At 60.7% G+C, this 19,128-nt stretch carries 21 protein-coding genes; 8 read left to right on the forward strand and 13 right to left on the reverse strand.

Annotated elements, in window-relative coordinates:
* Positions 1-29: 29 nt before the first annotated feature.
* On the reverse strand, positions 30-1,139 hold the full coding sequence (locus tag NRG23_RS26150) for an ABC transporter ATP-binding protein (RefSeq protein WP_009050559.1): 1,110 nt from the start codon (positions 1,137-1,139) through the stop codon (positions 30-32).
* The gene (argF, locus tag NRG23_RS26155) at positions 1,136-2,056 is read right to left on the reverse strand and encodes an ornithine carbamoyltransferase (protein ID WP_009050558.1); all 921 of its coding nucleotides are present in this window, start codon (positions 2,054-2,056) and stop codon (positions 1,136-1,138) included. The genes NRG23_RS26150 and argF overlap by 4 nt, the downstream gene beginning before the upstream one ends.
* Positions 2,057-2,565: 509 nt before the next feature.
* Between argF and NRG23_RS26160 the strand changes: the two genes are divergently transcribed.
* The 4 genes from NRG23_RS26160 (at position 2,566) to NRG23_RS26175 (ending at position 6,929) form a co-directional block, all read left to right on the forward strand.
* The gene (locus NRG23_RS26160; protein ID WP_009050556.1) at positions 2,566-2,856 is read left to right on the forward strand and encodes a hypothetical protein; all 291 of its coding nucleotides are present in this window, start codon (positions 2,566-2,568) and stop codon (positions 2,854-2,856) included.
* A 126-nt stretch (positions 2,857-2,982) separates the two neighbouring features.
* A complete protein-coding gene (locus tag NRG23_RS26165; protein ID WP_257372828.1) occupies positions 2,983-5,091 on the forward strand; it encodes a molybdopterin oxidoreductase family protein in 2,109 nt (702 codons plus the stop codon).
* A 96-nt stretch (positions 5,092-5,187) separates the two neighbouring features.
* Entirely contained in the window at positions 5,188-5,526 is a 339-nt protein-coding gene (grxD, locus tag NRG23_RS26170) for a Grx4 family monothiol glutaredoxin (RefSeq protein WP_007922425.1), read from the forward strand.
* 197 nt (positions 5,527-5,723) lie between these two features.
* Positions 5,724-6,929, forward strand: coding sequence for an ISL3 family transposase (locus NRG23_RS26175; RefSeq protein ID WP_257372830.1), 1,206 nt, complete (start codon positions 5,724-5,726; stop codon positions 6,927-6,929).
* 34 nt (positions 6,930-6,963) lie between these two features.
* Here NRG23_RS26175 and bfr read toward each other — a convergent pair whose 3' ends face one another.
* Positions 6,964-7,437 (reverse strand): bacterioferritin, encoded by a 474-nt coding sequence (gene bfr / locus NRG23_RS26180; protein ID WP_009050554.1) that lies wholly within the window; start codon positions 7,435-7,437, stop codon positions 6,964-6,966.
* Positions 7,438-7,638: 201 nt separating this feature from the next.
* Entirely contained in the window at positions 7,639-7,857 is a 219-nt protein-coding gene (locus NRG23_RS26185) for a bacterioferritin-associated ferredoxin (RefSeq protein WP_016703434.1), read from the reverse strand.
* Positions 7,858-8,183: 326 nt separating this feature from the next.
* On the opposite strand from NRG23_RS26185, the gene NRG23_RS26190 reads away from it, so the two are divergent.
* Complete coding sequence (locus tag NRG23_RS26190; protein ID WP_007922432.1) at positions 8,184-8,786, forward strand: peroxiredoxin; 603 nt, start codon at positions 8,184-8,186, stop codon at positions 8,784-8,786.
* A gap of 70 nt (positions 8,787-8,856) precedes the next feature.
* Here NRG23_RS26190 and rnt read toward each other — a convergent pair whose 3' ends face one another.
* Together rnt and pyrC are read right to left on the reverse strand one after the other, a co-directional pair.
* On the reverse strand, positions 8,857-9,531 hold the full coding sequence (rnt, locus tag NRG23_RS26195) for a ribonuclease T (RefSeq protein WP_009050553.1): 675 nt from the start codon (positions 9,529-9,531) through the stop codon (positions 8,857-8,859).
* Complete coding sequence (gene pyrC / locus NRG23_RS26200; RefSeq protein WP_009050552.1) at positions 9,528-10,574, reverse strand: dihydroorotase; 1,047 nt, start codon at positions 10,572-10,574, stop codon at positions 9,528-9,530. The genes rnt and pyrC overlap by 4 nt, the downstream gene beginning before the upstream one ends.
* A 156-nt stretch (positions 10,575-10,730) precedes the next feature.
* On the opposite strand from pyrC, the gene NRG23_RS26205 reads away from it, so the two are divergent.
* From NRG23_RS26205 to NRG23_RS26215, 3 genes are all read left to right on the forward strand, one after another.
* On the forward strand, positions 10,731-11,639 hold the full coding sequence (locus tag NRG23_RS26205; RefSeq protein ID WP_009050551.1) for an OmpA family protein: 909 nt from the start codon (positions 10,731-10,733) through the stop codon (positions 11,637-11,639).
* 129 nt (positions 11,640-11,768) lie between these two features.
* A complete protein-coding gene (locus tag NRG23_RS26210; RefSeq protein ID WP_009050550.1) occupies positions 11,769-12,986 on the forward strand; it encodes an argininosuccinate synthase in 1,218 nt (405 codons plus the stop codon).
* Between the two features lie 348 nt (positions 12,987-13,334).
* On the forward strand, positions 13,335-13,961 hold the full coding sequence (locus NRG23_RS26215) for a response regulator transcription factor (RefSeq protein ID WP_007922442.1): 627 nt from the start codon (positions 13,335-13,337) through the stop codon (positions 13,959-13,961).
* A gap of 165 nt (positions 13,962-14,126) precedes the next feature.
* Here the strand turns inward: NRG23_RS26215 and NRG23_RS26220 are convergent, their stop codons facing one another.
* From NRG23_RS26220 to NRG23_RS26250, 7 genes are all read right to left on the reverse strand, one after another.
* Positions 14,127-14,306, reverse strand: a complete 180-nt coding sequence (locus tag NRG23_RS26220) for a PA3496 family putative envelope integrity protein (RefSeq protein ID WP_007922443.1) — start codon at positions 14,304-14,306, stop codon at positions 14,127-14,129.
* A gap of 107 nt (positions 14,307-14,413) precedes the next feature.
* On the reverse strand, positions 14,414-15,052 hold the full coding sequence (nth, locus tag NRG23_RS26225; RefSeq protein WP_007922445.1) for an endonuclease III: 639 nt from the start codon (positions 15,050-15,052) through the stop codon (positions 14,414-14,416).
* A 7-nt stretch (positions 15,053-15,059) separates the two neighbouring features.
* On the reverse strand, positions 15,060-15,656 hold the full coding sequence (locus NRG23_RS26230) for an Rnf-Nqr domain containing protein (protein WP_124314288.1): 597 nt from the start codon (positions 15,654-15,656) through the stop codon (positions 15,060-15,062).
* Positions 15,649-16,260 carry an RnfABCDGE type electron transport complex subunit G gene (locus NRG23_RS26235; protein ID WP_009050548.1) on the reverse strand — a complete coding sequence of 204 codons (612 nt, stop codon included), beginning with the start codon at positions 16,258-16,260 and terminating at the stop codon, positions 15,649-15,651. The genes NRG23_RS26230 and NRG23_RS26235 overlap by 8 nt, the downstream gene beginning before the upstream one ends.
* Complete coding sequence (locus tag NRG23_RS26240; protein ID WP_257372838.1) at positions 16,257-17,252, reverse strand: RnfABCDGE type electron transport complex subunit D; 996 nt, start codon at positions 17,250-17,252, stop codon at positions 16,257-16,259. The genes NRG23_RS26235 and NRG23_RS26240 overlap by 4 nt, the downstream gene beginning before the upstream one ends.
* Complete coding sequence (rsxB, locus tag NRG23_RS26245; RefSeq protein ID WP_103331141.1) at positions 17,239-18,459, reverse strand: electron transport complex subunit RsxB; 1,221 nt, start codon at positions 18,457-18,459, stop codon at positions 17,239-17,241. The genes NRG23_RS26240 and rsxB overlap by 14 nt, the downstream gene beginning before the upstream one ends.
* On the reverse strand, positions 18,456-19,043 hold the full coding sequence (locus NRG23_RS26250; RefSeq protein WP_103331140.1) for an Rnf-Nqr domain containing protein: 588 nt from the start codon (positions 19,041-19,043) through the stop codon (positions 18,456-18,458). Before NRG23_RS26250 ends, rsxB begins: the two co-directional genes overlap by 4 nt.
* Between the last annotated feature and the right edge of the window lie 85 nt (positions 19,044-19,128).

Genomic DNA, 19,128 nt, shown 5'->3' on the forward strand with positions numbered 1-19,128 from the left:
GAGCCGGCGAACCGGCTCCTGCGGGATTGTCAGTGGGCGCCGCTGTAGCGACGAACGCCCGATTCAGACTGTGGCAGCTGCGCCGCGGTGCTGCCGGAGGCCTGGAACAGCACCAGGTGTTCGGCGGCCACGCGGATTCCCACATCAGCACCGACCTGGTGATCGGCGTGGCTTGGGAAGATCGACTCAAGCTGGCTGCCGGTCGGCAGTTGCAGGCGGTACAGGGTCGAGGCGCCCTGGAAGCTCTTGCCGACGATCCGCGCCTTGAGGGCGCTGTCCGGTGCATAAACGATATCGTCCGGGCGTAGCAGCACATCCACCGCGCCGCCGGGTGGCCAGGTGTAGGCACGGTTGCCGCGCAGTACGCCGAGTTCGGTCTGCACCGATTCCGGGCTGTCCAGCTGGCCACGGATGAAATAGCCCTGGCCGATAAAGCTCGCCACGAACGGCGTCAGCGGTTCGTGATAGAGGTTGTACGGCGTGTCCCATTGCTCCAGGCGGCCTTCCTTGAACACCCCGACGTGATCGCTGACGGCGAAGGCTTCTTCCTGGTCGTGGGTCACCAGGATCGCACTGGTGCCCCGCGCCTTGAGGATGTCGCGCACTTCGTGGCTGAGCTTGCGCCGCAGTTCGCCATCGAGGTTGGAGAAGGGCTCGTCGAGCAGCAGCAACTGCGGTTCCGGCGCCAGCGCCCGGGCCAGTGCGACGCGTTGTTGCTGGCCGCCGGACAGCTCATGGGGGAAGCGCTTGCCGAGGTTCTTCAGGTTGACCAGTTCCAGCAGCTCCTCGACCACCCGGTTCTTCTGCGGGTGCTTGCGGATGCCGAAGGCAATGTTGTCCGCCACGCTCAGGTGTGGGAACAGGGCGTAGTCCTGGAACACCATGCCGATCCGGCGGCGCTCCGGCGCCAGGGTGAAGCCGGCGCTGGAGATGGTTTCGCCGGCCAGCTGGATTTCACCTTCGTGCACCGGCTCGAAACCGGCAATCGCGCGCAGGGTGGTGGTCTTGCCGCAGCCGGAGGAGCCGAGCAGGCAACCGATATCGCCGGCGTTGAGGTGCAGGTTGAGGTTCTGCACGACCCGTTGGTCCTGGTAGCCGCAGGCGAGATTGCGCAGGTTAAGCAGTAATGGCTGGCTCATGCGTGGTGGTACGCCGGCTCGACCAGAAACTCGAGCAGGGCCTTTTGTGCGTGGAGACGGTTTTCTGCCTGGTCCCATGCCACGGAGCGTGGATCGTCCAGCAGGTCGAGGCTGATTTCTTCGCCACGGTGGGCAGGCAGGCAGTGCATGAACAGCACGTCTGCGGCGGCCAGGTCGAGCAGCGCGCGATTGACCTGGAACGGCGCGAACAGCTTGAGGCGTTCGGCGGTTTCTTCTTCCTGCCCCATGGAGGTCCAGACGTCGGTGCTTACCAGATGGGCGCCGATCACCGCGTCTTTCGGATCGCGCACGATGCTCACCCGGTCGCCGGCGCGGGCGACGAATTCAGGGTTGGGGTCATAGCCTTCGGGGCAGGCGATGCGCAGTTGGAAGTCGAACTGGATCGCCGCTTCTATATAGCTGTTGCACATGTTGTTGCCGTCGCCGATCCAGGCCACGGTCTTGCCCTGGATCGAGCCGCGGTGTTCGAGGAAGGTTTGCATGTCGGCCAGCAACTGGCACGGGTGCAGGTCGTCGGACAGGCCGTTGATCACCGGTACGCGGGAGTTGGCCGCAAACTCGGTCAGGGTGCGGTGGGCAAAGGTACGGATCATCACCGCGTCGAGCATGCGCGACATGACGATGGCGCAGTCGCTGATCGGCTCGCCGCGACCCAGCTGGGTGTCGCGCGGGGACAGGAAGATTGCCTGGCCGCCGAGCTGGATCATGCCGGCTTCGAAGGACAGGCGGGTGCGGGTAGACGACTTCTCGAAAATCATCCCGAGAACGCGATTTTTCAGAGGCTCGAAGAGTACGCCGCGATTACGCAGGTCCTTCAGCTCGATGCCTCGACGAATCACGCTGACCAGCTCTTCGGGCGTGCAATCCATCAGGGAGAGAAAGTGCCTTGCGCTCATCATTAACTACCTTTTTGCAACAGACCGCAGATACTCAAAGCCTTGTTTTATCGAGAAACGGGCGAGACCTGCGGCGAAAGCCGCACGGGGCGACGAAATAGGGGAAGGCGCGATCTTATAATTAAATGTCGCGTCTTACCAATAGCAGGCTTGGTTTCTAAGGCTTTCACCACGTGCAGCGAGTGGCCTGGGTCGAAAAAAACGGGCCATTCGTGACGTTGTACAGCGTGTTCAGATGGGCCCAGTCGGATGTGGAGTCGATCCACTTTGCATAGGCCTGCAGCAGCATTTGTACACTGCGTCTCGACCGCTTTGCAACGCGACGCGTGGCCCATGCCGCTATCAGGCATCTGGCTGGCGCGGGCTGGTTTTTTCTCTGCTCGGCTCCTGGGTACTTTGAGCGTGGCGGGAAATGGAACGGCTCGCGGCAGGGGATATCGGCCAGAAATATTTCCTAAGGCGAAGGGCTGGGGTTATAAATGCGCACCGGCAACAGGGAAGTGCTTGGAATGGACTCGAAAGAACAGCAACTGAAGACACTGTTGGGGTTGACGACGCGAACCCTGACCGACCTGACGGCATCGATCACCTCGATGTCCTTCGAGTTGCTGCGCAGCGAAGACAGCACGACGCGCAACGCCGCGCGACAGATGATCGAGCGCATGATGACCATCAGCAGCCATCTCGATGAGCACTGGCGATTGCTCGCCGAATTCAGCGGGCAGGGCAGCGAAGCACCGTTGGACGGCATGCTGCCGATCGCCCGTCAGGACGACCCTCCGAGGCTGCCCTCCAACTGAACCATCGGCTGGCTTGATGCTTGCCGATTCACAAGATGAACGTCCCTGGCGCTGATGTCGGTCTGGCACCATAGTTTTGTTCCCGCGGCCTGACGCTGGCCGCCCCGAATAAAATAGAGACTGGCCATGACCAAGACTCTCCATCACCGTGCCTGCCACCTGTGTGAAGCCATCTGCGGCTTGACCATCGAAACCACCGAAGTCGACGGCGCCGGCCCGCAGATCACCTCGATCAAGGGCGATGCCCAGGACAGTTTCAGCCGCGGCCATATCTGCCCCAAGGCAGTGGCGCTGCAGGACATCCAGAACGACCCGGATCGACTGCGTCAGCCCATGCGCAGGGTCGGCAGCGATTGGCAGGCGATCGAGTGGAAGGAGGCCTTCAACCTGGTGGCCGAGCGCCTGGCGGCGATCCAGGAGCGGCACGGCAATAATGCGGTGGCGGTCTATCAGGGCAATCCCAGCGTGCACAACTATGGGTTGATGACCCACAGCAACTATTTCCTCGGCCTGCTGAAAACCCAGAACCGCTTTTCCGCCACCTCGGTGGACCAATTACCGCAGCACTTGAGCAGTTACCTGATGTACGGCCACGGGCTGTTACTGCCGATCCCGGATATCGATAACACCGACTTCATGCTGATCCTGGGCGGCAATCCGCTGGCGTCCAACGGCAGCATCATGACCGTGCCGGATGTGGAGAAGCGCCTGAAGGCGATCCAGGCGCGTGGCGGCAAAGTGGTGGTGGTCGACCCGCGGCGTAGCGAGACGGCAGCCATGGCCGACCAGCATGTGTTTGTCCGTCCTGGCGGGGATGTGGCGCTGCTGTTCGGCATGCTGCAGACGATCTTCGCGGAAGGGCTGACGCGTGACAGCCATCTGCCGGTGGATGGCCTGGCCGAGGTGCGTGAGGCCATTTCCCGTTTCAGTGCCGAAGCCATGAGCCCTTTGTGTTCGGTGCCGGCGCAGCAGATCCGCCAGTTGGCGCGGGACTTCGCCGCAGCGGACAGGGCGGTGTGTTATGGCCGGATGGGCGTGTCCACCCAGTCGTTCGGCACCCTCTGTCATTGGCTGGTGCAACTGCTCAACCTGGTGACCGGCAACCTGGACCGGGTCGGCGGCGCCCTGTGCACCGAGCCGGCGGTGGATCTGGTGGCGGCGACTTCGGGTGGGCACTTCAATGCCTGGCAGAGCCGGGTTTCCGGACGCCCCGAATATGGCGGCGAGTTGCCGGTCTCGGCCCTGGCCGAGGAGATACTGACCAAAGGGGAGGGGCAGGTGCGGGCGCTGATCACGGTGGCGGGCAATCCGGTGCTCTCCACCCCCAACGGACGGCAGCTGGAGCAAGCGCTGGATGGCCTGGAGTTCATGGTCAGCATCGACCTGTATATCAACGAAACCACCCGTTACGCGGACTTGATCCTGCCATCGACTTCGGCCCTGGAGAACGATCACTACGACACCACGTTCAATATGTTCGCGGTGCGCAATGTCAGCCGCTTCAACCAGGCGATCCTGCCCAAGCCGGAAGGGGCATTGCATGACTGGGAAATCTTCGTTGGCCTGGCCAGGGCCTTCGCCGCGCGGACCGGCAAGGAGCTCAAGCCGACCGTGTCGCCGGCGCAGATGATCGATAGAGGGCTGCGAGCGGGACGGTACGGCGAGACGTCCGAGTTCAATCTGTCGCTGGCGACGCTGGCCAATCATCCCCACGGAATCGACCTGGGGCCGCTCAAGCCCAATCTGGCGGCGCGCCTGAAAACCGAGAGCCGCCGGGTGCAGGCCGCTCCCGCGGCGATCATGGCAGACCTCAAGCGCTTTGCCGCGTTGCAGGCGCCGACGGCCGATGAGTTGGTGATGATCGGCCGGCGCCATGTGCGCAGCAATAATTCGTGGATGCACAACTACCATCGGTTGGTGAAGGGCAAGCCTCGGCACCAGTTGCTGATGAATCCCGATGATCTGGCGCGGAGGGGGCTGGCTGACGGGCAGCGCGTGCGGGTCAGTTCGCGGGTCGGGGCGATCGAGGTGGAAGTCCTGGCCAGCAGCGAGATGATGCCCGGGGTGGTCAGCCTGCCCCATGGCTGGGGGCACGGTCGGCCGGGCGTACAGATGAGCATCGCGATGGCGCAACCGGGGTCGAGTGCCAATGACCTGACCGATGAGCGTCAGCTGGACGAGCTATCGGGCAATGCGGCGCTCAATGGCGTGCCGGTGACGGTGGAGGCGGCCTGAGGAGTCTGTCGGAGAGGCCGAGCATGGCGCTCGGCTTTCCGTTACAATGCGCCACCGTGTCGACAACAGAGTCGGAAAGTTCAGCCGAGGTGCTCCATGGATATCATCGAAACTATTAAAGAGCAGATTGCCAACAACACCATTCTGCTTTACATGAAAGGCTCGCCGAATGCCCCGCAGTGCGGCTTCTCCGCGAAAGCCGCTCAGGCCGTGATGGGTTGTGGTGAGAAGTTCGCTTACGTGGACATCCTGCAGAACCCGGAAATCCGCGCCAACCTGCCTAAATACGCCAACTGGCCTACTTTCCCGCAACTGTGGGTGGCCGGCGAACTGGTCGGCGGCAGCGACATCATGGCCGAGATGTTCGCCAATGGTGAGTTGCAGACCCTGATCAAGGCTGCCGCCGAAAAAGCTGCTGCCAAGACTGAAGCCTGATTTGCCCCTTGCAGGAGCGACACGTTCGCTCCTGCAAGTTGTGTGGATTTGTCCACGCAATAAAAAGCCCCGCCCTCGTGAGAGAGGCGGGGCTTTTTTATGGTTCTTCACGGAATTCCGGGAAACACAGAAACAAGAACGCCGATTTGATTGATGATGTTCGTGCGAGCAAACACATCTAAAAAACCGGCGTTCTTATGCACGATATTAATACTTTCCTTCCTTTTTGGGAGGGCTTTTCTGTCGTCACGATCAAGCCTGATGGCGATGCCCTACAGATCGATCTGACGCCCCACACCACCCGATTCCCTTCCTGTGGTGGATGCCAAAAGCCCTGCTCAACCACTCACGAGTATTGCGAGCGAGTCGTTCGTGATTTGCCCATTCTCGGCCGTGCAGTGCGCCTCAGCGTTTTGCTCAGACGTGTTGGCTGTCGTGACTGCGGCAAACGCATGGAGACTGTCAGTTGGCTGGATCGCTATGCCCGTATGACGCGCCGCTTGGCCGATGCGGTGATTCAAGCCTGCGAGCGCCTTCCCACGTTACACGTGGCTCAACTGTTTGGGTTGCATTGGGACACCGTTCGGCTGCTAGAGCGTCGCGCCTTGCAAACGGCATTGAGCGATCTGCCGAGGGCGCAACCACGGCGTCTGGTGATGGACGAGTTCGCTCTGTTCAAGGGCCATCGTTACGCCAGTGTGGTGCTGGATGCAGATACACGACGAGTGCTGTGGATCGGCGAAGGCCGCAGCCGTGCGGCGGTCAGGCCGTTCTTCGAAGAGTTGGGAACAGAGGGTTGCGCCCGAATCGAAGCGGTGGCGATGGACATGAACACCGCTTTTGACCTGGAGGTTCGCCGGCACTGCCCCAAAGCGCGCGTGGTCTATGACCTCTTCCATGTGGTGGCCAAATATGGCCGAGAGGTGATTGATCGGGTCCGCGTTGACGAGGCTAATCGGCTACGCCACGACAAGCCTGCTCGTAAGGTCATCAAGCAAGCGCGATGGCTACTGCTACGCAATCCACAGAATCTGAAAACGCCGGAACAACAGGTTCACTTGCAGGATTTGCTGGCGGCCAACCAAGCGTTGATGACGGTCTACTTGATGAAGGCTGAACTCAAAACGCTCTGGACGCCGAATACCGCTTGGAGCTGGAGATCGGCCTGGAAGCAATGGTTGCGCCATGCTCATGAAAGCGAAATACCGGCACTGATCCAGTTCGCCAAACGGCTAAAGAGTTACTGGCGGGGCATCGTCAGCCGCGTTCGCTGGCCGATGCACACCGGTCAGCTGGAAGGAATAAACAATCGCATAAAGGTCATCAAACGAATGGCGTACGGTTACCGGGATAGCGAATTCTTTTTCATGAAGATCAAGAGCGTCTTTCCCGGTAATCCGTGAAGAACCTTTTTTATGGGCTGAACCTTGAGAGAAGTTACTCGTCGCCCATCTGCGATTGCAGGTAGTTTTCCAGGCCGACTTTATCGATCAGGCCCAGTTGGGTTTCCAGCCAGTCGATATGTTCTTCTTCCGATTCCAGGATGTCTTCCAGCAGCTCGCGGCTACCGAAGTCGCCGACCGATTCGCAATGGGCGATGGCGGCTTTCAGGTCGGCGTGGCCGGTGCGCTCGATGCGCAGGTCGCATTCGAGCATTTCCTTGGTGTGTTCGCCGATGTGCAGTTTGCCCAGGTCCTGGACGTTCGGCAGGCCTTCGAGGAAGAGGATGCGCTTGATCAGCTTGTCCGCATGCTTCATCTCGTCGATGGACTCGTGGTATTCGTGCTTGCCCAGCTTGTTCAGGCCCCAGTCTTCATACATGCGCGCATGCAGGAAGTACTGATTGATCGCGACCAGTTCATTGGCAAGGATCTTGTTGAGATGCTGGATGACTGTGATGTCGCCTTTCATGATGGGGTCCTGCCCTGTAATTAGCGGTATATAAGGCAGAGTCTGAGCCGCACGATGATTAGTGTCAAACCTAAGTTATTGAATAATATATGAAAATTAATCGGAATAAGAATGTTTGTGTTCCGCGTTATGACGCTAAGCGATTGAATTACAGGCATAAAAAAGCCGGACATGAAGTCCGGCTCTTTTTTATGGCGTTAATTACGCAACATTAAATTCTACTGGGTAAGGAATCGCTGGCTGGCTGCTTTGCAGTTCGGTCAGGGTTTCACGTACCACCTGCTTGGCGAGGCAGGCGCATTTGCCACATTGACCGGCAACGCCTGTTGCTTGGCGTACTTCACGATAGCTGCAGCAACCGTCGTAGATTGCATCGCGGATTTGTCCGTCGGTGACGCCAGTGCAGAGGCAGACATACATAAGGTGAGAACCGTCGCTGGTTATGGCTCAATGCGACGGATCTTAATGTTAACGAGAATGATTGTCAAAGTGGTTTGCTGGGGCTTTTTGCCAGATGCGTGATTGGCAGACGAACGGTTTTTTCTACCACGGCCGACGAGCTATCCAGCAGGGCGGCTTTTTTGCTGCCTGAACCCGGGGGATGGAAAAACCACTAAAGACAGCTCAAAAACGCGGTGTATGATGTGCGGTCCTTACGAAGCGGGATCGAGTCACAGGGTTGTCGCTTGACGGCGGCACACTAGACTGGGTCCCATTCTTCATTCGATCACACCAGGAGATATCCAATGAGCGTACTCGTAGGCAAACAAGCCCCTGACTTCACCGTTCCCGCCGTTCTCGGCAATGGCGAAATCGTCGACAGCTTCACCCTGTCCTCGGCCATCAAAGGCAAATACGGCCTGGTGTTCTTCTACCCGCTGGACTTCACCTTCGTCTGCCCGTCCGAGCTGATCGCCCTGGACCACCGCATGGCCGACTTCAAGGCACGCAACGTTGAAGTGATCGCTGTTTCGATCGACTCGCACTTCACCCACAACGCCTGGCGCAACACCCCGATCAATGCCGGCGGCATCGGTCAGGTTCAGTACATCATGGCTGCCGACATGAAGCACGACATCGCCAAGGCCTACGACGTTGAGTCCGAAGGCGGCGTGGCTTTCCGTGGCGCATTCCTGATCGACGACAAAGGCGTCGTTCGTTCGCAGATCGTCAACGACCTGCCGCTGGGTCGTAACATGGAAGAGCTGATCCGTCTGGTCGACGCTCTGCAGTTCCACGAAGAGCACGGCGAAGTCTGCCCAGCCAACTGGAAGAAGGGCGACAAGGGTATGACTGCTTCGCCAGAAGGCGTTGCCGCTTACCTGAGCGAGAACGCCGGCAAGCTGTAAGCCGCGCTTCACGCATAAAAAAACCGGCCTCAGGGCCGGTTTTTTTATGCGCGGTCGATCAGCGACGGCATCAGTCGTTGAAGTCTTCCCAGCCGCCCATTTCCTTCCAGCGATTGACGATGCCGCAGAACAGGTCGGCAGTCTTCTCGGTGTCGTAGCGGGCGGAATGCGCCTCGCGGCCATCGAAGTCGATGTCGGCTGCCTGGCACGCCTTGGCCAGCACGGTTTGGCCATAAGCCAGGCCGGCAAGCGTCGCGGTGTCGAAGCTGGAGAACGGATGAAACGGGTTGCGCTTCATGTCCAGGCGCGCGACAGCCGCGTTGAGGAAGCCCAGGTCGAAGCTGCTGTTGTGCCCGACCAGGATCGCGCGTTTGCAACCGTTGGCCTTCAGCGCCTTGCGCACGCTGCGGAAGATATCGTTCAGCGCGGTTTCTTCACTGACGGCCATACGCAGCGGATGGTCGAGCTTGATCCCGGTGAACTCCAGCGCCGCGGCTTCGATGTTGGCGCCTTCGAAAGGCTCTACGCGGAAAAACAGGGTGTGCTCGGGGAACACGAAGCCTTTTTCGTCCATGCCGATGATGGTCGCGGCAATTTCCAGCAAGGCGTCGGTGGCCGAGTTGAAACCACCGGTTTCAACGTCGACGACTACCGGCAGGTAACCGCGAAAGCGTGCCGCCATTGGATGACGCGAGCCACCACCGTTGTGACCGTCCTGCTCGTCGTCGAAATGGTCTTCACTCACGCGTGTTCCTCCAGCAGGCGCCAGCGCAGTTTTTCACCGGCGCGCAGCGGGATGACGGTCAGCTCGCCGAAAGGCAGGCTGGCAGGGGCGGTCCATTCTTCACGAACCAGGGTGATGCGATCGGTGTTGGCCGGCAGGCCGTAGAAGCGCGGGCCGTTGAGGCTGGCGAAGGCTTCCAGCTTGTCCAGCGCATTGCGCTGTTCGAAGGCCTCGGCGTACAGCTCGATCGCGGCATAGGCGGTGTAGCAGCCGGCACAGCCGCAGGCCGCTTCTTTGGCGTGCTGGGCGTGGGGCGCGGAATCGGTGCCGAGGAAGAACTTCTGGCTGCCGCTGGTGGCGGCGTCGAGCAGCGCTTCCTGGTGCACGTTGCGCTTGAGAATCGGCAGGCAATAGAAGTGCGGGCGAATCCCGCCAACCAGCATGTGGTTGCGGTTGTACAGCAGGTGATGGGCGGTGATGGTCGCGCCGACGTTGGCCGAGGCCTCGTTGACGAACTGCACGGCGTCACGGGTGGTGATGTGTTCGAACACCACCTTGAGCGTCGGGAAGCGCTCGACGACGCGGCGCATGTGCTCGTCGATGAACAGCTTCTCGCGGTCGAACACGTCGACCTCACTGCGGGTGACTTCACCGTGGATCAGCAGCGGTAGGCCGACTTCGGCCATGGCCTCCAGCGCCGGGAAAATCTTGTCGATGCTGGTGACGCCCGAGTCCGAGTTGGTGGTCGCGCCAGCCGGGTAGAGCTTGGCGGCATGGACGAAACCACTGGCCTTGGCCGCGCGAATTTCTTCGGGCTGGGTGCGATCGGTAAGGTAGAGCACCATCAGCGGCTCGAAGCGGCTGCCGGCCGGCCGCACAGCGAGAATGCGCTGGCGATAGGCGTCGGCTTCAGCGGCGTTGCGCACCGGAGGTACCAGGTTAGGCATGATGATGGCGCGGCCAAAGGTGCGCGCGACATCCGCGACAGTATTGGTCAACACGGCACCATCGCGAAGATGAATATGCCAGTCGTCGGGACGCAGCAGGGTCAGGCGGTCGGACATTGGGGATTCCAGGCGGGTCAAACTCCAGTGAATGCTACCGGAAAAGACTCTTCCAGGCACTCGCTATCAAGTTTTGCGTGAAGCTTCCGATATCCCGAAGGTATGCCGTAAACAGGCATTTCGATTTTCGTGATGTACAAGTCAGTGGAGCCTCCCGTGCGCCAGCGTTATCTAGCCTTGCTCAGTGTGTTCGCCAGTCTTCCCGCGATGGCGCTGACTTTCCAGACCCGTCTGGAGAGCATTGAGTGGACGGTCGAAGGCGATAAATTCGAGTGCCGTCTGAGCCAGCCGATCACCGATTTCGGTTCCGGGGAGTTCGTGCGTCGCGCCGGCGAGCAGGCGACCTTCCGCCTCAAGGCCTACAACCCGATGCTCGCTGGCGGTTCGGCCACGCTGCTCGCAGCGGCCGCGCCGTGGCAGCCGGGGCGCGGCGACATCAACCTGGGTTCGGTGCGGCTCGGCAGCGGCGATGTATTGTTCAACAGCTCGCAACTGCAGGCCGGGCGACTGATCGGTGGATTGATGGATGGGCGCAGCCCGGTGGTTCGCCACTACTCCCGCGAGGGTGGGGTGTCCGAGGTGCGCTTGTTGCCGGTCAAGTTCAGCAAGGCGTATGGCGACTACCAACGTTGTGTCGCCAAGTTGCTGCCGCAGAACTTCGACCAGGTCAGGCAATCCGAGGTCGGCTTCCCTGGGGGCGGCATCGATCTGGATGCCAAGGCCAAGGCCAAGTTGCAGGTGATGCTGGAATTCCTCAAGGCCGATCCGACGGTCAATCACATCCAGCTCGACGGCCACTCGGACAACAGCGGCAACCGCTTGACCAACCGTGACCTGTCGCGCCGCCGGGCGCTGGCGGTGATGGAGTTCTTCAAGGCCAACGGCATTCCCGAATCGCAGATCGAGATGCGTTTCCACGGCGAACGCTATCCATTGGCACCCAACACCAACGCGGCGAACCGGGCGAAGAACCGTCGGGTCAACGTACAGCTGCAACGCGTCCCGGTCGCGGAAAAACCGGCACCCCAGGCTGCTGCTCCCGCCAACGCCGCGGCGACTTCCTGAAACGGCTGTCGTCGTCGCGCACTCGACATAATCTGTCGCTTCGTCGTCATAAGCTGTCGCGCCTCTGTAAATTATCCGCGTTGATCGGTAGACTTGATGGCTTTCCGTAGAACCCCGTGGAGTGATGGCATGGCGGACGTAAACAAGGTCGTTCTGGCGTATTCCGGCGGCCTGGACACTTCGGTGATCCTCAAGTGGCTGCAGGATACTTATAACTGTGAAGTGGTGACGTTCACCGCTGACCTGGGTCAGGGCGAAGAGGTCGAACCTGCACGTGCCAAGGCGCAAGCCATGGGCGTGAAAGAGATCTACATCGACGATCTGCGCGAAGAGTTCGTCCGCGATTTCGTTTTCCCGATGTTCCGCGCCAACACCGTCTACGAAGGTGAGTACCTGCTGGGTACCTCCATCGCTCGTCCGTTGATCGCCAAGCGCCTGATCGAGATCGCCAACGAAACCGGCGCCGACGCCATTTCCCACGGCGCTACCGGCAAGGGCAACGACCAGGTTCGTTTCGAACTGGGCGCCTACGCCTTGAAACCAGGGGTGAAAGTGATCGCTCCTTGGCGTGAGTGGGACCTGCTGTCCCGCGAGAAGCTGATGGACTACGCCGAGAAGCACGCGATCCCGATCGAGCGTCACGGCAAGAAGAAGTCCCCGTACTCGATGGATGCCAACCTGCTGCACATCTCCTATGAAGGCGGCGTGCTGGAAGACACCTGGACCGAGCACGAAGAAGACATGTGGCGCTGGACCGTCTCCCCGGAGAAGGCTCCTAACACCCCGACCTACATCGAGCTGACCTACCGCAACGGCGACATCGTGGCGATCGACGGCGTCGAGATGACCCCGGCCACCGTGCTGGCGACCCTGAACCGCATCGGCGGCGAAAACGGCATTGGTCGTCTGGACATCGTGGAAAACCGCTATGTCGGCATGAAGTCCCGCGGCTGCTACGAAACCCCTGGCGGCACCATCATGTTGCGCGCTCACCGGGCGATCGAATCGATCACCCTGGATCGCGAAGTGGCTCACCTGAAAGACGAGCTGATGCCCAAGTACGCCAGCTTGATCTACACCGGCTACTGGTGGAGCCCTGAGCGTCTGATGCTGCAACAGATGATCGACGCTTCCCAGGTTCATGTGAACGGCGTGGTTCGCCTGAAGCTGTACAAGGGCAATGTGATCGTCACCGGTCGCAAGTCCGATGAGTCGCTGTTCGATGCCAACATCGCGACCTTCGAAGAAGACGGCGGCGCCTACAACCAGGCGGATGCGGCTGGCTTCATCAAGCTCAATGCCCTGCGCATGCGTATTGCGGCCAACAAGGGTCGGACTCTGTTCTGATACTTTTTGAGCCGTTTTAAAAAAGCCCCGCCATGAGTGGGGCTTTTTTATGCCTGATGATTTAATCGATCAGGTGGGTGTCCGAAGACCATAACTAAAGTTTCCACTGGCCATTATTTCAATGGGCTCGACTATCTTTCAGTCTGTTCTTTTCAATACGAAATGTAGGAAAGTCAGGAGTAGTTATATATAGCGGGCGACGTTCAATTTTTCCTTGTAGGGCAAATCCGTATTGTTTGTAAGGAACTTCTCGGGGCGATGCTGGCTCGGGGCGTGGCCATGCCATGGGCCAAATGACTGGGTTATGGTGTTTGCTTGAAAAACCAATAGCGGACTCTGGACTTACCCATGAAGAAAGTTTTGATCGTAGATGATCATCCCGTTACTCGGCTGGCTGTGCGTATGCTGATGGAGCGGCACGGTTTTGAAGTAGTTGCCGAGGCGGACAATGGCATGGATGCCCTGAAACTGTCTTATGAACATGTTCCAGACATCCTTATTCTTGATATTGGTATTCCCAAACTCGATGGCCTGGAAGTTATCGCCAGACTTTCGTCAAAAGCCATGTCGACCAAAGTGCTGGTATTGAGCCTGCAAGTACCTGGCCCGTTCTCCATGCGTTGCATGCAGGCCGGCGCGGCAGGTTATGTGTGCAAGCAGCAAGACATCACTGAATTGATCAGCGCCGTCAGGGCAGTCTTGGCTGGCTATAGTTATTTTCCCAACGAAGCCTTGCATACCCTGCGCTCGAGCCTGGGCATCGCCAGCGAGGAGGGAATGTTGTCCAGCCTGTCAGGGCGGGAACTGATGGTCCTGAAGCAGCTTGCCGGAGGGCAGACCAACAAGGAGATTGCCGAGGGCCTGTGCCTGAGCAGTAAAACGGTGAGTACCTACAAGAGGCGGCTGTTGGGGAAACTCAACGCCCGCTCGCTGGTGGACCTGATCGAGTTTGCCAAGCGCCATCAGCTGGTATGAAGGTTGAGGGCTGCAACAAGGCATGCGAGCCTTCATTGCGTTGTGGGCTTGCCGGTCTGTCGACGATGTTGGATCCATCAGCCGCGCATGGCCTGGTTTGAGAAACCGATTTGGAGTGTTAGCTGGTGTAACAAAAAAGCCTCCGTAAAAGGAGGCTTTTTGTTACTAAAGATCAAAGTCGTAATCGGCCAGTTGCTTTTGCAAGCGCCGCTCTTCCAGAAGGTTGTCGATGGTCCGGCGTTTGCTCAAGTTGGTCTTGGCCACCTCTACCACAGGCTCCGCATCTTCTGTTTCAACAGGGGTGAAATCGTCTTCTACGTCCAGTTGTTCTTTACCAGTACTCATAAGGTTAACTCCAGGCTAAGACTGCCATTGGCGCTCCTTATATCGATATTCTCGGGACTGGTAAAAAAGATTTTTTCAATCGACCTATCATCAAAATCAATGATTGCTCAATCGTCAGAGGTCTTGTGCTTGTATTCGCACAGGTCCTCGATCCGGCAGCTGCCACAGCGTGGCTTGCGGGCCAGGCACACGTAGCGGCCATGGAGGATCAGCCAGTGATGGGAGTCGAGGAGATACTCCTTGGGCACGAACTTCATCAGCTTTTTCTCGACTTCCACGACATTCTTCCCGGGGGCCAGCCCTGTGCGGTTGCTGACCCGGAAGATGTGCGTATCGACGGCCATGGTCAGTTGGCGAAAGGCGGTATTGAGTACCACGTTGGCGGTCTTCCTGCCGACGCCTGGCAGGGCTTCGAGCTCCTCCCGGGTCTGCGGGACTTCGCTGTTGTGCCGCTCCACCAGCAGGCGGCAGGTCTCGATCACGTTTTTGGCCTTGCTGTTGTACAGGCCGATGGTCTTGATGTACTCGGACAGGCCTTCGACGCCAAGCGCATAGATGGCGGCCGGCGTATTGGCCACGGGGAAGAGCTTGGCCGTCGCCTTGTTGACCCCGACATCGGTGGACTGGGCCGAAAGAATCACGGCGATCAGCAGCTCGAAGGGCGACGAATAGGCCAGTTCGGTTTTCGGTTCCGGATTGTCTTCGTGCAGCCTGCGGAAAATTTCCAGGCGTTTTGCGGCATTCATGGGTGAGTCATTTCCTTGAAGGCGATCGGTTTGAGGTCGCAGCAGCCCAGGCCTGCCGGGCGGCCAGCAGCAGCCCCAGCAGGATAAAACCGCCAGGTGCGAGTGTAAGCAGGTGCAGGCCGCCCTGGGCGGACAGAACCCAGCCTGGCCAGTCGACGTCGTTCATCCCCAGCAGCCATTGCAGATGATTGCCGAGGGTGCCACTGCCGAAGGCTTCGCGCAGCGCGCCCAGGATAACCAGCAGCAGGCAGAACAGGCCGGCAAAACGCACGCGCACGGGGCGCTGGAAAAAATCCTGGTACTCCAGCACGACGCATTGCACGGCAATCAGGCCCAGGTAAAGGGCCAACTGTTGTTGCAGTTCGAATGCCCAGGCTTGCGCGGCCAGCATGGCACAACTGGTGAGCGTGGTGCTGAGCAGGATACTGGCGCCCAGGCGGCCCTGACCAGCCAGGCGTGGGCGCAGGGCATTCATGCACAGGCCGAACACGCCGCTCACGCAGAGAAACACCAGGGCGAGGCCCAGGGCCTTGACCAGGGAGTCGCTGGCACCGATCAGCGGCGCCAGCATCAGGGCGTTCTGCAGGGTCGAGGATTTATTCATGGGCGGGACTTCCCAGCAGTTGTTCGCGATGCTCGTCGAAGTAACGCAGGCTATCGTGAATCCCCTCGACCACCGCCCGTGAGGTGATGGTGGCCCCGGCCATCTGGTCGAATTGGCCATTGTCCTTTTTCAGCGCCCAGCCGGCATCGCCCGGATCGCCTACGGATTTGCCGATAAAACCCTGCAGCCAGGCATTCGGGCGTTCGGCGATACGCGCGCCCAGCCCGGGCGTTTCCGAGTGCCTGAGGGCCTTGCTGCCCAGCAGTTTGCCGTTGGCGGCGATACCGATCAGCAACTCGATCGGGCCGCCATAACCGCTGACCTGGCTGCGCAGCAGCACGGCGCTGGGCTGGCTGTTGCGAGTGGCGCGATAACCGCCGATCAGGGTGCTGTGGCTGAGTGGGATGTTATCGACGGCCAGGGGCTGATCCAGCGGCTGATTGTCGTAGCTGTCGGCGGGCAGGATATCCAGCAGGTTGCGTGCCTGGATGGCGCGTTGTTCGCGTTCGATGCGGGGGGCCGTGGCCTGATGGACGAAGAAAGTGCCGGCGGCACCGACAGCCGCCAGCAATGCCAGCACCCCCAGACTCATCGCGCGGTTCATGGCAGGGAAGGCTCGGGAGGCGGAGCAGCCAGGCGCTCCAGGGCAGGGACGGCGAGGTTCATCAGCAGTACCGCGAAGGCAACGCCGTCCGGGTAACCGCCCCAGGTCCGGATCAGGTAGGTCAGCAGCCCGACCCCGACCCCGAACAACAGGCGTGCCTTTGCGCTCTTGGGCCCGGAGACTGGCTCGGTGACGATGAAAAAGGCGCCCAGCATGGTCGCGCCGGTCAGCAGGTGGAAGAACGGCGAGCCGTGGGAGTCCGATCCGGAGCCGTTCCAGCACAGCAGGCTGATGACGAACAGGCTGCCGAGCATGCCGGCCGGTGCGTGCCAGCTGAACACCCGTTGCTGCAGTAAAAAGGCGCCACCGGCGAGAAAGGCCAGGTTGACCCATTCCACGCCCTTGCCGCCGAAATGGCCGAAGGCGGCGTTGCCGGCGAACAGTTCGTCGATGGTCAGGCTCTTGTTGATGCGCAGGCTGTCGAGTGCCGTGGCCTGGGCCCAGGCATCGGGTGCGCTGCTGTCGGAGGCTATGCCGAAGACCTGCTGCAGGCCGCCCAGCAGGTCCAGGCCATGGGAGGCCGGCCAATGAGTCATCTGCTGCGGGAAAGAGACGAGTACCATGGCATAACCGAGCATCGCCGGGTTGAACGGATTCTTGCCGACGCCGCCATACAGGTGCTTGCCGAACAGCAGGGCGCAGGCCGTCGCACTGACCGTCAGCCACCACGGGCAGTACGGCGGCAAGGCCAGGGCCAGCAGGGTGGCACTGACCAGGGCGCTACCGTCGCCAAGAAAGGGGCGCAACGGCCACTGGCGCAATCGGAGTACCGCGGCTTCGACGGCAAGGGCGGTGGCACAGGCCAGCAGCAGGTTGATCAGAATTCCCCAGCCAAACAGCCAGAACAGCACCAGCAGCCCCGGCAGGGTCGCCAGAAGCACACGCTTCATGGCTTGTTGCAGGCGTTCGTCCGGTTGCTCAAGGGGCGTCATGGGCTTGTACCTGGCGCTCGGCTTCGGCCAGCCGTTCGCGGGCCCTGGCCAACAGCGACGGCGGAGTGTCGCCGTGGCGTTCCAGCTTGCTGACTTCTGCTCGAGCGTAAGCCAGTTCGGTTTTCAGTTGCCGCAGGCGGGCGTCGATCGGGCGCTTCTCGACCCGTTCCAGATTGGGGGCCGGTTTTCCGCTGGCGTCTTCAGCCGCATGCAAGGCCTGTTCTGCGTCTTTCAGGGCCTGCTCCAGGCTGGCCAGCTGTTCGGCAGGCGCCTGGTTGTCCTGGGCCTTTTTCAGTTCGGCGCGGCGCATCGCCAGCTGGATTTTTGCGCGCTTGAGTTCGGCGTCTTTGGCGGGCGGCGGTGAGGTAGCGGGAGCGACAGTACTTTCGGCAGCGCTTTCGAGCTGGGCAAGAGCCTGTTCGGCGGCCTCGAACTGGCGCTGCAGGACGATCAGTTGCGACTGTTGCTCGAAGGTCGGCGGATGGCCGAAGGCTTTCAGCGATTTGTTCAACTGGGCCCGGCTCATCGCCAGATCGATCTTGGCTTTTTTCACCGCGGCATCGGCGGCCGCCGCCTTTTGCGCGCGTACCCGCTCGATGGCCGCCTGCACCGGGTTCAGGCTGGTTTCGCTGGGCTGCGCCGCACGTTGTGCGCGAGCAGCACGTTCGGCCTGCTTGTGCTGTTCCTCGCGTTGCAGCCGGGCGTTGCGGCGCTCGAAGCGCTGGCGCGCGTGATCGCGTTTGGCGGTCCGGGCGCGCAGTTCTTCGAGGCTGGTGGCCAGGCCACCGACGATCGGCAATACATCATTCAGCGGCAGCGGGTGCATCTCGATGCAGTCCACCGGGCACGGCGCCACGCAGAGATCGCAGCCGGTGCATTCGTCGATCAGCACCGTATGCATCTGCTTGGCCGCGCCGACTATGGCATCCACCGGGCAGGCCTGGATGCACTTGGTGCAGCCGATGCATTCGGCTTCGCGGATAAAGGCCACCTGGGCCGGCGCCGGGCCGCGGCTGATGTCCAGCTCCACGACCGGGACATTCAGCAACCTGGCCAGGCCGGCGATGGTTTCGTCGCCACCGGGCGGGCACTTGTTGATCGCCTCGCCGTTGGCGATGCCTTCGGCGTAGGGCCTGCATCCGGGATGGCCGCACTTGCCGCATTGGGTCTGCGGCAGCAGGGCGTCGATGCGTTGAATCAGACTCATGGGTTGAGCAGTCCGTTGAAACCGAGAAATGCCACGGCCATCAGGCCGGCGCTGATCAGGTCGATCGGCAGGCCGCGAAAGGGCAGGGGCACATCGTTGTTGAGAATGCGCTGGCGCAGGTCGCTGAACAGACTCAGCACCAGCCAGAAACCGAGGCCCGCGCCCAGGCCCAGGGCGAGGCTATGACCGATTCCCCGATTGGCCTGGACCGCCAGCAGCAACGCGCCGAGCACGCCGGCATTGCCCAGCAGCAGCGGCCGGAGGCCGTCGAACGGCAGCCCGGGCAGCATCCGGGTCAGCAGCTTGAGCAGCGGTGCGATCAGCAGCACGCTCAGCGGCAGGAACACGAACAGTTGCAGCGCGGTCAGGCCCAGCGGCACCAGCAGCACCTGATAGAGCCCATAGCCCAGCAGGCTGCAGAGCAGCATCAGGCAACTGGTGGCGATCCCCAGGGCATGGATCCGCCGCCGTGCCACCTGCGGTTCGGCACTGGCCTGCAACAGCGGATCGACACCCAGCGGCCACTGCAACACGAAGTTGTTGATCAGGGCAGCGCTGATGAGCGTGAGGACAATCTCGGTCATGTTCGTGGCCGGTGAGGGCGGGCGGATACCTGAAGACTAGGCAATTATCCGGCAAGGGCGCAGGCCCATCCAGATATGAAAATCC

This window comes from Pseudomonas sp. T8 (assembly GCF_024610635.1).
Lineage (GTDB): Bacteria > Pseudomonadota > Gammaproteobacteria > Pseudomonadales > Pseudomonadaceae > Aquipseudomonas > Aquipseudomonas chlororaphis_I.